Genomic DNA, 13,273 nt, shown 5'->3' with positions numbered 1-13,273 from the left:
AATTTTTTAATTAGGGGGGACCTATGAAAAAGATGCTACTTTACGTTTTATAAATATAATACTTATGATAAAAGCATTATATAGCCAAATGCATAAATGCATGAGGTTTCGATAATGAAATTTATTAGTTAAGCTCTTAAAGTCTTAACGTATTCGATGATCTTCTCATCCTTAGCGTTAGCAAAGAAGAGATCAGCAAACTTCTCACCAGCAACAGCGCCCTTAACTAAGTCGCTATCAAGCTTCTTTAAGCTTTCAACTAAATCCTGGTTAAGTGTAACGGCTCTAACGCCGTCTAAGATCTTCTTATTTCTCTGCTCTGGAACAACTCTTTCCTTAGGGTATCCGCCACCTGGTTCACCTTCGAATAACTTCTCGAAAATGTATGTAAGGTTAAGTTCAGCACCCCAACCAAAGCCCTTTGCAAATGGAAGAGCGATAGCGTTACCATCGTTAATCTGCATGAACATATATGCATCTGAAGGGTCTACAACGTGACCACAAATTACACCTGGGAATGAGTTAAGTGCAAGCATAGCACCTTCACCTGTACCGCAACCTGTAACAACAAAGTCACAAGCTCCTGAGTTAAGTAAGATTGCAGCTAAGATACCGTTCTGAACGTATGTTAACTGAGCGTTATCCTCTGCTGAATACATACCGTAGTTATCTACTGTATGTCCCTTAGCGCTAGCTACCTTGTTTAAAGCGTCATAAATTACGCTATTCTTAGCAGCCTGGCTGTTTTCATTAATAAGAGCGATTCTCATATTTTTCTCCTCACCTTCTAAAATTTTGTTACAAACGATTAAATTGTAATACACCTAAAAGCTAGCATATATCTAGTCTTCATAGGCATATTTATTTGTAGCATTTTTTGGCTACAAAGTAGAATTTACAAACATTTTAATATTAAGCAAAAATATGCTTTTTGTCAATGATTGTTCCCATTCTTTTCTCGCCAAAATCACGCCTAACTCATATAATACACGAACTTGCAATTTAATGGGAGAATGTGCAAATTAATTTTTATAAAATAATCATAAATAAGGCAACTAAGAAGGCTAATGCACTTTGCAGAATAGCAATTTACTGTTATAATAACTGTTGCAACTCTGAAAGAGTTGCAATGTAGCCTCATGCCGCCGAAGGCATTTAATGCATGAGGTTCCAAAACTGTTGCAACTCTTTTAGAGTTGCAATGTGAAGACGAATTATCGGAGGTAATATGGCAGATAACAATCAGGCAGCCTTTATGGAAGCCCTTAACAGCTTAAAAGAATACGCCAAAGTCAATGGCAATATAATAAATCAAGATGATATCAACAGTTATTTTAAGGATTTGTCCCTTGATGAGACAAAGATGGGAATGATTACTGGATATTTACTTGCCCACAACATCACAGTTTCAGGAGAAGAAGACAACCAGTTTAAAGAGATGTTTAAGGATGAGACAAAGCCAGAAGATTCTAAGGATGATGATGAAAATGTAACAATAGAGGGCATTGATCTATTTTCATCAAAGGAAGACGTAGACGAAAAAGATGCCAACGTGGCAAAGGAAATCGCCAATAATCTTAACTATGAAGAAGATGAGAAGTACCTTAAGTTATACTTAGATGACCTTGCAAGAATACAGCCTTTATCAGATACTTCAAAGGCCTTCTTACTTATGAATATCGTTGAAGATAACGACAAGGAATCCCTTGCAATCCTTAGTGAATCATATTTAGAGAAGGTTATTGAGTGGATCACACCTTATAGAAACAAGGGGGTTTTAGCCTCAGACCTTGTACAGGAAGCTAACTTAGCTATGATGTCTTATATTGGTGAGAAGAAGTGGCTTAATAACTACGAGTGGAAAGATAAGATTAAGGAAGGCTCAACAGAAGATTTACTTTATGTTTTAGGAGAAATCAACAAGGCCGTTAAGTCAGAGATTGAAGATGCTCTTGATATGCTTCTTGATGAAGAAGGCAACGCAAACCTTGTAACTGGTAAGATTTTAAATAAGGTTAATAAGGTAAATGATTTCGCAAAGGGCATGATGGAAGACTTAGGTCGTAAGCCTACTGTAAAGGAAGTTGCAGCAGAGATGAAAGTCTCAGAAGATGAGATAAATGAAGCAATTAGCCTTTCAGCAGAAAATATTGAAAACATCGACTATCCAAAGACTATAAAAAAGAAATAAAAACTAATACTTTTTAACTATTACTAGTCCTTTTGTACTATTAAGATATTGACTTTTTTCAGTAATAGTGCCATAATAAACATAAGTTAAGAGAGCAATCTCTTTAGAGAAATGAATACGGGAATATCAATTCCTGGGGCGTTCGCAAACCTACTTATTTTGATCCTACATTTATTCGACGGGATTCCTATATCGCTATGCTGATGTCGAGCCTCCTCAGAGTGGATGGCAGATGTATAGTTGCGGTGACCCACCTGGCTTTGCTAGGAGTCGAAACCGTAGGCGGACGGCGTTCTGGGAGATATTATAAAAGATTATTAAAGTTCCATACGAAAGTATGGAACTTTTTTTGTGCGCGGTTACAAATTAGAATTTAGACTTTTTTGACCTAGAAAATTCTTGATTAATTTTCCCTTAAGGTTTTTAATAAGAACTATAGCTAGGCTTAAAGTATGAAAAATCAAGACATTTCTAGTATTCTAGTCATAGCTAATCTTTAAAAACCCTAAAAAAGTAGGTTTAATTCTTAAACAATTTAATGATAAAATAAGACATCCTATTTAATTATTATTTTCTAGTTTTGGAGGCTTGAGTATGGGATTGAATAAAGTTGAGAACAAAATAACATTTTTTGGAAAAGTAGATGGCGTTTCGGTGGAGCAGCTCATCAGGTATCAAAAGTTTGATATGAAGGTGAAACATTTTCATAGCCAATATGAGTTCTTCTATATAATTGAAGGTAAACGTCAGTTTTTCTTCGATAACAAATCGTATAATGCATACGCTGGGGACCTTGCAATTATTGATACCAATCTAGTTCACACCACACGAACTGTGGATGAGGACGATAGCGGCTATAATCGAGTAATTCTCTATATTGATTACGAGCAGATGTGCGCCTTTGATAAAATGTATCCTGGCCTAAACTTGGTAGATTTTTTTCATAAAAATTATGGCATATATCATTTTAATGACGAGCAAAGGGCAAACTTTCTAAATCTATATAGAGATTTGCGCCACGAATTTACTAAGAAGCAATCAGGCTATAAAGATAGAATCTCAGTCTATCTACTAGCATGGCTATCGCGCTTTTCACAAAGCTATTCTAAGAATGAAAATGTAGCAAGTCCGCGAGACGATGCAAGAGCCCAAACAGTATTTAGAATTTCAAGTTACCTTGAAAAAAATTACACTAAGCAGATTTCCCTAGAAGAAATCTCAGACAAACTCTATCTAAGCAAATATTACCTTTGCAGAATTTTCAAAGAATACACAGGATTTACAATCACAGAATACGTAAACATTTTCAGAATAAAAAAAGCAACAGATCTACTAGAAACAACAGATAAAAGCATCCTAGAAATCTCAGATTTACTAGGCTTTGAAAGCATGACATATTTTGAAAGAGTCTTTAAGAAGTTTTTAAACATCACACCATTAAAATATAAGAAAAGCCATCATAGCGTGACCTATGGTGAGAAAGAATTAAATACAATAGATGATTCAGATTATATTTAACTCAGTCAGGGTAGCCAAAGGCGAAGCAACTTTGGCGCCCTAATTTTTTTTTCTTTCACGGTAGCCAAACAGCGAAGCGCATTTGGTGTATGTCCTTTAAACTCTATTTAAGTTGCGGTAGCCAAACAGCGAAGCGCATTTGGTGTATGTCCTTTAAACTCTATCTAAGTCGCGGTAGGCAAACAGCGAAGCGCATTTGCCGTATCCCCACCCACCCGTCAACACTACATTTCCGGGTAGTAAAAGCCCCAGCTAGGGCGCCCCCTTCTCGCGGGGGAGATGAAGTGAAGTAGGAAGTTAGGAGGGACTAAAGAAAAATCTGTGTGCAGCCGGCAGTGCTTGCCATCTTTAGGGCGAAGCCCGTAAAGAGGGCTTAGCATCTGCTCCGAGCTGCGCCAAGCGAGAGCGTGTTTTTCGTAGTCCCTCCTAACTTCCCTCCGTTCTACACTTCCATCATCCCCCAAGTTTTTCGTAGTCCCTCCTAACTTCCATTTTTCTACACTTCCCATCTCCACATTTAGTGCAATATAGTTCGAATTTCTCCACCATCCCGCAATATAGTTTAAGAAAAGTTAAAAACATTAATGATATAATGTGACCAACAGATAGCTATATGTTAAATATTAAAGGGTTAAGCAAAGAATATTAAAGGGAGGTATTTCATGAAATTCAAAAAGAAATATTTGGGGTTTTTATGTATAATCTTATGTTTGATAATTGTAGGTCGAACATTTATTAGCGTAAAAGGCATCGAAAATTCGGACAAATTAGTTATTCAGTTAGCGCACAATCAGGCTGCAGGTTCAGAAATTGCAGAAACAATAGCTAAATTCTCTGAATTCACAAAAGAAGAGTCAAATGACACAATTAATGTAAAGATTTTTGCTAGTGGCGTACTTGGAACAGAAAGTTCTGAAGTTGAAATGGTACAAGCAGGAATCCTTGATATGGCAAAGGTAAGTTCTAATACATTAGGACAGTTTGATGACAGATACGCAATCTTTTCTATTCCATATCTTTTCCAGAGCCAGGAGCATTACTACACAGCAATGAGAGAAAGTAGTGAAATCAAGAATTTATTTACAGATACTAGAGAATATGGCTTCATTGCAATTGGTTATTATGCAAATGGATCTAGAAACTTCTACTTAAAAGAAGATAAGGCAGTTACAGATCCAAGTGTACTTTCAGGTTTAAAGATTCGTTCAATGGCAAGTACAACATCAATGGATACAATCGAAAAAATGGGTGGTACACCAGTACCAATGGCAAGTTCAGAAACATATGCATCACTTCAGCAGGGAGTTGTTGATGGTGCTGAAAATACAGAACTTGCATTAACAGTTGATGGACATGAGGACTTAGTAAAGTCTTATACATATACAGAACATCAATTTTCTCCAGACATTTTCATAATCAGTACTAAGACATGGGATAAGATGACTGAAGAACAGAGACAGTGCTTAATCACAGCCTTAGAAGAGACTAATGACAACTTCGTAAGTGTCTACAACGACATGATGGCAGAGGCTATTGAGGAAGCCGAGTCAAAGGGAGTTCATGTTTATAGAGATATTGATAAGACAGCATTTATTGAAGCAGTTCAGCCAATTCATGAGGAGTTCTGTGCAAAAGGCGAAGAATACAAGGCACTTTATGATGATATTCAAAGCTACGCTAATTAAGTAGAGATGGGAGAGAGTTATGAAATATTTGAACAAAACAGTTGAATTTATACTAAGCGTTCTTGTTTGTGGCATGGTTCTTGGTTGCGTATGGCAGGTAGTTACAAGATTTATCCTCCACGACCCAAGTAAATATACAGAAGAATTACTTAGATATATGTTAATTTGGGTAACCTTCATGGGCGTTCCATATGCTTATGGTCAGGACAGACACCTAGCTATTAACATTTTCATGAATAAAAATACTAAGAAAAACGATGCATTAGTTAAGTTATTCGTGGATGTCTTTGTAGTTGCCCTTTGCGTACTTGTAATGATTGTTGGTGGCATTATGGTAACAGCTAATGCAGCAGGTCAGTTATCAGCAGCTATGCAGCTTCCAATGGAAGTTTACTATGTTTGCGTTCCAATTAGTGGTTGTTTAATGGTAATTTACGGTATCGATAAGATTGTTAAGCATATCAAAGACTTTAGAGCTGAGCTTCATAATGAAAATGCATCAAAGCAGGAAGAGGCTCCAAGTTTTAAGAAGGCAGTCTAAATAGGGGGGATAAATATGGAAATACAAGCAGCAATTGTTTTAGTAATTACATTCTTTTTGTTACTGGCTTTGTCGGTTCCAGTTTCATTTAGCATTATTTCATCGGCATTACTTACATTGACAATGTTTTTAACTCCTAAATTTGGAGTATTTATATCAGCACAGAAAATGGTAACAGGTATCGATAGTTTCACATTACTTGCAGTTCCTTTCTTCTTACTTGCAGGCTTACTTATGAGTAACGGCGGTATTGCAAAACGACTGATAAATCTGGCCATGTTAGTTTTAGGTAAGGTTCCTGGTTCCCTTGCTATGACAAATATTGCAGGTAACGCAATGTTTGGTTCAATCTCAGGATCAGGTATCGCAGCAGCAACAGCTATTGGTGGTGTTATGCAGCCACTTGAAGAAGAGCAGGGTTATAACAAGGCCTTCTCAGCAGCAGTAAATATTGCATCAGCTCCAGTTGGACAGCTTATTCCTCCAACAGCTTCCTTTATCGTTTACTCAGCAGCAAGTGGTGGTGTTTCAGTAGCAGCACTTCTTATGGCTGGTTGGATTCCTGGTTTACTTTGGGCATTCTTCTGTATGTTAGTTGCATTTGTATATAGCAAAAAGCACGGCTACGTAATTAAGAGAGATAAGTTAACTAAGGAAATCGTTTTAAAGACAATCTGGGATGCAATTCCAAGCTTATTCCTTATTGTAATCATCATTGGTGGTATCCTTTCAGGTTACTTTACACCAACTGAAGCTAGTGGTGTTGCAGTTGTGTACGCATTTATCTTAGCTTGCTTTGTTTATAAGAGCATTAAGTTTAGAGATCTTCCTAAGATTTTAAGAGAAACTGCAGTTATGACAGCTATCGTAATGTTAATTATTGGTGCTTCATCAGTACTTTCATTCGTGCTTTCATTTACAGGCCTTCCACAGGCTATTTCAGCAGCATTACTTAGCCTTTCATCAAATAAGATTGTACTTTTACTTATTATCAACCTTATTTTACTTATCGTTGGTACATTTATGGATATGGCACCAGCATTACTTATCTTCACACCAATCTTCTTACCAATCATTAAGACACTTGGTATGGATCCAATTCAGTTTGGTGTAATGATGGTTATGAACCTTTCAATCGGAACAATCACACCACCTGTTGGTAGCGTATTATTCGTAGGTTGTAGCGTTTCAAAGCTATCAGTTGAAGACGTTATAAAGAAGTTATTACCATACTTTGGCGTAATTGTGGCAGCACTTTTACTTATCACATTTATTCCAGCCTTTAGTATGTGGCTACCAGGTATTCTTGGATTACTAGGCTAGTTATATATAAACTTACAATCTAGATAAAGGGCTTTGTGAAAATGTAAATCCTACGGGAATTTTACAAGGCCCTTTTTCTTAAACAATTTTTTGAACGCAGTGTAAGCAATCCCTCGCTTCAAAAGCGTAAGCTTTAAGCGGGGCATAAAGCTTACTAGTGTCAGAAGGGGTTAAAGCCCCTTCTGACAGGTGGCACAAAGTGCCACTGCGTTCATGAGGAAGTAGCGAAGCGGATTCCGAATGTCCGCTTTACAAATTTTTTAGGATAAGAAGGAAATTTTATGGGTATTAAAAATAATGACAGAAAAGAAATCGAAGAAAAATTAGATCTTGTAATTAATAAACTAATGAATTTAGGTTCAGAAACAAAAGATGATGCAGAACTTGCAAAAAAGGGTGAGGCAGTAGGCTTCTTTAAAAGAGACTTTGGTATAAAGGAATGGGATTGGCCACAGGGGGTTGGTTTACTAGGCCTTCTAAAGATTATGAAGTACCAGAATAACGACAACTACAAGGAGTTTTTATATAACTGGTTTAAGGAAAATATAAGCGCCGGCCTTCCATCAAGAAACATAAACACTACAACACCTCTTCTTACACTTGTGGAGTTAAACGAGTGCTACAAGGATCCTGAATTTGAAAAGCTTTGTCTTGACTGGGCTGATTGGCTTATGAATTGTCTACCAAGAACTAAGGAAAGAGGTTTCCAGCACGTAACAAGTGCTAATGGGGATAGACAAGGGGTTCGTCTTAATGAAAACGAAATGTGGATCGACACCATTTTCATGACAGTCCTATTCCTTAATAAGATGGGACAAAAATACAATCGTCAGGATTGGATAGATGAGTCCATTCATCAGGTGCTTATGCATATTAAATATCTTTATGATAATAAAAGCGGTTTATTTTATCACGGTTGGACTTTTAATGAGATGAATAATTTCGGCGGAATCTTCTGGTGTAGGGGAAATAGCTGGTTCACTCTAGGAATCCTTGATTACATCGAATGTTTTAAGGGCACAATGAATGCAGGTGTTAAGGAATTTATTCTTGATACTTATAAGGCTCAGGCAAATGCATTAAAGAAATTACAGGCTAAATCAGGACTTTGGCATACAGTTCTTGATGATAAGTCAAGTTACGAGGAAGTTTCAGGTTCTGCAGCAATTACAGCAGGTATCTTAAAGGGTATTAGACTTGGAATCTTAGATGATTCTTATCTTTGCGTAGCTGACAAGGCTGTAAAAGCAATCTTAAAAAATATCGATGAGGACGGAACAGTTCTTAACGTTTCAGGTGGTACAGGCATGGGCTATGATGCGAACCACTATAAAAATATCCTAATTGCCCCAATGGCATATGGACAGTCACTAACAATTTTGGCTTTAGCGGAGGCGTTATTACATGATTAGAAAAGCATTTAAAATGTACCTAAATCCTAGGTGCGCAAAAACATACGAAGAAAGACATAACAAACTTTGGCCAGAAATGAAGGAAGTAATTAGAAGTCATGGAGGTCATAATTATTCAATTTTCCTTGATGAGGATACTAACGTCCTTTACGGATATGTGGAGGTGGAAAGCGAGGAAAAGTGGCAGGAGATTGCAAAGACTCCAATTAATAAAAAGTGGTGGGATTACATGGCACCTCTAATGAGAGTAAATGCAGATAATAGCCCGGTTCAGGACGATTTAAGAAATGTATTTTATCTAAGCTAGTTTTTGATTTGCTTAAGCTTCTTGCTTAAGTTGCTTATTAAAGATAAAGAATAAAGAGCAAAAGGGAGGGGCGATAATGAAGGGATTATATTTAGCCATTGATATTGGCGCTTCAAGTGGCCGTCATATCCTAGGTCACCTAGATAATGGTAAATTAATTTTAGAAGAAATTTACCGTTTTAAAAATGCAATGACTAATAAAAACGGACATAAAGTCTGGGATATAGATTATCTTTTTGAACAGATAAAAATCGGTCTAAAGATGTGTAATGTATTAGGCAAGAAACCAGAATACATCTCCATTGATACTTGGGCGGTGGATTATTGCTTGCTTGATGAAAAGGATGAATTAATCGGAGATGTTTACGCATACAGAGATAATAGAACTAAGGATATTGATCTTGAGGTTGAAAAAATAATAGATAGTGAAAGCTTATATAGAAGGACAGGCATTCAAAAGCAGCCTTTTAACACCATTTATCAGCTTATGGCTTTAAAGCTACAGGAAGAAGAAAGTCTAAAAAAAGCAAAAACATTTTTAATGTTACCAGACTACTTCCAGTTTAAATTAACTGGCGTTAAGGCAAATGAGTACACAAACGCAAGCTCTACAGGCCTTGTAGATCCTGACACAAAGAACTGGGATTACGGACTTATAAAGGATCTTGGATTACCTGAAGAGATTTTCTTACATTTAAGAAAGCCGGGAGTAATTCTTTCTGATTTTACTAAGGAAATGGCAGAAGAGATTGGCTTTAGAGCAAAGGTTTGTATGTGTGCAAGCCACGACACAGCCTCTGCAATTCTAGCACTTCCAAGTATAAAGTCAGATGCACTCTATATTAGTTCTGGCACCTGGTCTTTGTTTGGCTGCGAGAATCTAAGTCCTTATTTAACAGATGCAGCAAGAAAATGTAACTTCACAAACGAGGGTGGCTTTAACTATCGTTTTAGATTCCTAAAAAACATCATGGGTCTTTGGATGATTCAGGAGTTAAGAAGAGAGTTTGGGGAAGAGTATACATTTTCAAAGATATGCGAATTAGCTAGAGAAAATTTGGACTTCCCGTCAATTGTGGATGTGAATTCTAATGAGTTTCTAGCACCAGAATCTATGTCAGAAGCTATAAAAGATTTTTGTAAAAATACGAAGCAACAAGTTCCAGAAAGTCTTGGTGAACTTGCAGCAGTAGTTTATAAATCCTTAGCTAGAGGCTATAGAAAGGCAAAGGAGGAAATCGAAGAGCTCCTTGCTAAGAAATTTTCTGAACTCTACATAATTGGTGGAGGCTCACAGGCAGATTTGCTTAATGAATTAACAGCCCTTGAAACAGGACTTACAGTTTTTGCTGGACCGTCTGAGGCCACAGCAGTAGGCAATTTACTAGCAAGCATGATGGCCACAGGAGATGTGCTTAGCTTGTTAGAAGCAAGAGAACTAGTTAGAAAATCTTTTGAAATTAAACGATATGAATTTAAGAGCAATGTAAAGATTGCTTAGGGAGGAATTATGGAAATAGCAAGAAATAATGATGAAATTGGAAAGTGCGATAAGGCAAGAAGATATGCAGAGGCAAGGGAAGTTTATAGATCCTTTGGGGTAGATACAGAAGTTGCTCTTGAGAAGTTAAGTAAGGTTGAAGTCTCAATGCACTGCTGGCAGGGAGATGATGTAGTTGGATTTGATTCAAAAGAAGCCCTATCAGGAGGCATTCAAACTACAGGAAATTACCCATACAGAGCGAGAAATCCCAAGGAATTAATGGAGGATATAAAGAAGGTTATTTCCTTAGTTCCAGGGGCAAAAAAACTTAATCTTCATGCAAGTTACGCAATCATTGAAGAGGGTGAAACAATTAATGGTAGAAAAGTGGACCGCGACAACATTTTGCCAAAGCACTTTAAAAAGTGGGTGGATTTTGCTAAGGAAAATGATTTAGGAATCGACTTTAATCCTACATTTTTCTCACATCCAATGGTAAAGGACGGCCTAACACTTTCTTCACCAGATGAAGAGGTGCGCAGATTCTGGGTGGAACACGGCAAGCGTTGCCTTGAAATCTCAGAATATTTTGCTAATGAAACAGGAAAGCCTTGCCTTATGAATATCTGGATTCCTGATGGCTATAAGGATATTCCAGCAGACAGACTTGGCCCTAGAGCTAGATTTAAGCAGTCTTTAGATGAGATTTTATCGATTCCTTATGATAAAACTAAGGTTTTTGTTTGCCTTGAGTCTAAGGTGTTTGGTATCGGCGTTGAGTCCTACACCGTGGGTTCTGCCGAGTTTTGCATGAATTATGTTGCAAATGCAGGCATAACTCCGCTTATGGATAATGGTCACTATCACCCAACTGAGCTGGTGTCTGACAAGATTAGCTCCATGCTTCTTTTCAATAAACGTTTGGCCCTTCACATAACTAGACCGGTTCGTTGGGACAGTGATCATGTGATTTTATTTGACGATGAAACTAGGGAGATTTGTAAGGAAATTGTAAGAGCTGATGCTCTTGATAGAGTCTTTATTGCCACTGATTATTTTGATGCCTCTATCAATCGAATTTCTGCTTGGACAACAGGACTTAGAAACCTTGAAAAGGCCCTTCTTTATGCCTTACTTGAACCAAGCTCATTAAAAGAATTACAGAATAAATCGGACTTCACTAAGCTTATGGTTATGCAGGAAAAGCTAAAGGAATTACCATTTGGCGACATTTGGCAGGAGTATCTAAGACGTGAAGGCGTGGTGGATGACTACTATAGTGAAGTGGCTCGCTATGAGAAGGAAGTGCTCTCTAAACGAGTTGATTCCTTTGAAAATGTATCAGCAAACGAAACAAAAGAAAATGGGAGAGATAAAAGCGGCATGGTGGCAGCAGATGAAACCTTTATCTCTGCTTATGATATTGAATAATCCATTGAGATGAAATTGAAATTAGTAAAATTGGGAGGAGAACATGGACATTTTAAATGCAAAATTTGTAAAGGAAATGTGCGACACAACAGCTAATATGTATAGACTTGGCTGGGATGAGAGAAATGGAGGAAATATCAGCTATCTTCTTGATGAGGAAGAGGTTGCAAAATATCTAGATTTATCAAAAATATCTAGAACTATTGATATGGGCTTTAAAGCAGATCCTTTAATTGGCAAGATTTTTATAGTAACAGGAACTGGTAAATATTTTAAAAATGTTGAGAAGGAACCGGAAAACAATCTTGGAATTATTAGGATTGGAAAGGATGGCCACACAGCAGAACTTCTTTGGGGTTTTGAGGATGGCTCGAAGTTTACAAGTGAGTTACCTGCTCATTTAATGAGTCATATGGCTAGGCTTTCAGTAGACCCAGAAAACCGCGTAATCATTCATTCTCATCCAACAAATACTTTGGCTATGAACTATATTCATGAATTAGATGAGAAGAAATTTACTCATACTTTATGGGAAATGTGCACTGAGTGTATCGTGGTTTTCCCAGATGGCGTTGGAGTCCTTCCTTGGATGCTTTGCGGAACTAATGAAATTGGCGAGGCAACAGCTAAGAAAATGAAGGAGTTTAGACTTGTAGTTTGGGCACTTCATGGAATTTACGGTGCTGGTAAAAGTCTTGATGAAACCTTTGGACTTATTGAGACCGTTGAAAAAGCAGCTCAGATTTATATGTTAACTTCTGCAACTGGCAAGGAGAGAATCAACACAATTAAGGATGAAGATATGGTGAAGCTTGCTGAGTATTTCGGAGTAGATTATAGAAGAGATTTCCTTGATTTGCCGGAGAAGTCAATTAAGAGGATATCGTAGGGGTGATGTGCGTAGGGCAAATGCACTTCGTTGTTTGCCTAGCGATAGATTGTTGTATTAGCTTGGAAGTAGATGTAGTTGATTTGAAATTGAAATTTGGGGGATGTTTTATGTCCTGAACGTGTGGGATTGACCTAACGGGAGTTTATTATCCTGTTAGGTCAATTTTTTCTTGCTTTAAATTAGTTGATTTTTTAATTGTTGACCTAGCGGCGAAAAAGTCTTCGATTAGGATTAAAATAGTAAGCTTTTTAGGAGCTTTTTTGGTGGCAATTGACCCAATGCGAAAAAAATTCCCTATAGGGATTAAAATTGAATAAGCAGAATTCAAGAAACATTGACCTAATGAGGGTAAAAAGTCAGGCTAGGGTCAAACTTCTCAGAAAAGGTAGTAAATAAGCGGGTTGCGACCGGAAGTTCCGGTATAACCGAGAAACTTAATACAGCTGAAAGGCAGTAAGCAAGCGGGTCACAGCCGAAAGTCCCGGCAGAA

At 37.4% G+C, this 13,273-nt stretch carries 11 protein-coding genes and 1 other RNA gene; 11 read left to right on the top strand and 1 reads right to left on the bottom strand.

What is annotated here, in order from left to right; genetic code table 11:
* Positions 1-128: 128 nt before the first annotated feature.
* Complete coding sequence (locus tag BLQ66_RS05440; RefSeq protein ID WP_027430621.1) at positions 129-770, bottom strand: RpiB/LacA/LacB family sugar-phosphate isomerase; 642 nt, start codon at positions 768-770, stop codon at positions 129-131.
* A gap of 458 nt (positions 771-1,228) precedes the next feature.
* Here BLQ66_RS05440 and BLQ66_RS05435 point away from each other — a divergent pair, with 458 nt between their 5' ends.
* The 11 genes from BLQ66_RS05435 to rhaD all read left to right on the top strand — a co-directional run bounded on the left by BLQ66_RS05435 (position 1,229) and on the right by rhaD (position 12,780).
* Entirely contained in the window at positions 1,229-2,191 is a 963-nt protein-coding gene (locus BLQ66_RS05435) for a sigma-70 domain-containing protein (RefSeq protein ID WP_074521288.1), read from the top strand.
* Between the two features lie 127 nt (positions 2,192-2,318).
* Positions 2,319-2,496, top strand: a non-coding RNA gene (gene ssrS / locus BLQ66_RS05430) — 6S RNA.
* A gap of 289 nt (positions 2,497-2,785) precedes the next feature.
* Positions 2,786-3,709, top strand: a complete 924-nt coding sequence (locus BLQ66_RS05425; protein WP_074521287.1) for an AraC family transcriptional regulator — start codon at positions 2,786-2,788, stop codon at positions 3,707-3,709.
* A gap of 662 nt (positions 3,710-4,371) precedes the next feature.
* Positions 4,372-5,394: a TRAP transporter substrate-binding protein DctP gene (gene dctP / locus BLQ66_RS05415; RefSeq protein ID WP_074521285.1), complete on the top strand. Its 1,023-nt coding sequence runs from the start codon at positions 4,372-4,374 to the stop codon at positions 5,392-5,394.
* 19 nt (positions 5,395-5,413) lie between these two features.
* Entirely contained in the window at positions 5,414-5,935 is a 522-nt protein-coding gene (locus tag BLQ66_RS05410; RefSeq protein ID WP_074521284.1) for a TRAP transporter small permease, read from the top strand.
* 15 nt (positions 5,936-5,950) lie between these two features.
* Positions 5,951-7,258 carry a TRAP transporter large permease gene (locus BLQ66_RS05405; protein WP_074521283.1) on the top strand — a complete coding sequence of 436 codons (1,308 nt, stop codon included), beginning with the start codon at positions 5,951-5,953 and terminating at the stop codon, positions 7,256-7,258.
* A 281-nt stretch (positions 7,259-7,539) separates the two neighbouring features.
* A complete protein-coding gene (locus BLQ66_RS05400) occupies positions 7,540-8,670 on the top strand; it encodes a glycoside hydrolase family 88/105 protein (RefSeq protein ID WP_074521282.1) in 1,131 nt (376 codons plus the stop codon).
* On the top strand, positions 8,663-8,977 hold the full coding sequence (gene rhaM / locus BLQ66_RS05395) for an L-rhamnose mutarotase (protein WP_074521281.1): 315 nt from the start codon (positions 8,663-8,665) through the stop codon (positions 8,975-8,977). Before BLQ66_RS05400 ends, rhaM begins: the two co-directional genes overlap by 8 nt.
* A 76-nt stretch (positions 8,978-9,053) precedes the next feature.
* A complete protein-coding gene (rhaB, locus tag BLQ66_RS05390) occupies positions 9,054-10,478 on the top strand; it encodes a rhamnulokinase (protein ID WP_074521280.1) in 1,425 nt (474 codons plus the stop codon).
* 9 nt (positions 10,479-10,487) lie between these two features.
* Positions 10,488-11,891 carry an L-rhamnose isomerase gene (locus BLQ66_RS05385; protein ID WP_083330276.1) on the top strand — a complete coding sequence of 468 codons (1,404 nt, stop codon included), beginning with the start codon at positions 10,488-10,490 and terminating at the stop codon, positions 11,889-11,891.
* A 43-nt stretch (positions 11,892-11,934) separates the two neighbouring features.
* Entirely contained in the window at positions 11,935-12,780 is an 846-nt protein-coding gene (gene rhaD, locus BLQ66_RS05380; RefSeq protein ID WP_074521279.1) for a rhamnulose-1-phosphate aldolase, read from the top strand.
* Positions 12,781-13,273: the final 493 nt, after the last annotated feature.

This window comes from Lachnospira pectinoschiza, assembly GCF_900103815.1.
Classification (GTDB): domain Bacteria; phylum Bacillota; class Clostridia; order Lachnospirales; family Lachnospiraceae; genus Lachnospira; species Lachnospira pectinoschiza_B.
This window is presented reverse-complemented; position numbering and strand designations above follow the sequence as displayed.

Excerpts from the sequence above, each read along its gene's own strand:
- BLQ66_RS05435 (WP_074521288.1), top strand. The coding sequence starts at position 1,229 with ATGGCAGATAACAATCAGGCAGCCTTTATGGAAGCCCTTAACAGCTTA.
- rhaM (WP_074521281.1), top strand. The coding sequence starts at position 8,663 with ATGATTAGAAAAGCATTTAAAATGTACCTAAATCCTAGGTGCGCAAAA.
- rhaB (WP_074521280.1), top strand. The coding sequence starts at position 9,054 with ATGAAGGGATTATATTTAGCCATTGATATTGGCGCTTCAAGTGGCCGT.
- BLQ66_RS05410 (WP_074521284.1), top strand. The coding sequence starts at position 5,414 with ATGAAATATTTGAACAAAACAGTTGAATTTATACTAAGCGTTCTTGTT.
- rhaD (WP_074521279.1), top strand. The coding sequence starts at position 11,935 with ATGGACATTTTAAATGCAAAATTTGTAAAGGAAATGTGCGACACAACA.
- BLQ66_RS05400 (WP_074521282.1), top strand. The coding sequence starts at position 7,540 with ATGGGTATTAAAAATAATGACAGAAAAGAAATCGAAGAAAAATTAGAT.
- BLQ66_RS05405 (WP_074521283.1), top strand. The coding sequence starts at position 5,951 with ATGGAAATACAAGCAGCAATTGTTTTAGTAATTACATTCTTTTTGTTA.
- BLQ66_RS05425 (WP_074521287.1), top strand. The coding sequence starts at position 2,786 with ATGGGATTGAATAAAGTTGAGAACAAAATAACATTTTTTGGAAAAGTA.
- dctP (WP_074521285.1), top strand. The coding sequence starts at position 4,372 with ATGAAATTCAAAAAGAAATATTTGGGGTTTTTATGTATAATCTTATGT.
- BLQ66_RS05440 (WP_027430621.1), bottom strand. The coding sequence starts at position 770 with ATGAGAATCGCTCTTATTAATGAAAACAGCCAGGCTGCTAAGAATAGC.
- BLQ66_RS05385 (WP_083330276.1), top strand. The coding sequence starts at position 10,488 with ATGGAAATAGCAAGAAATAATGATGAAATTGGAAAGTGCGATAAGGCA.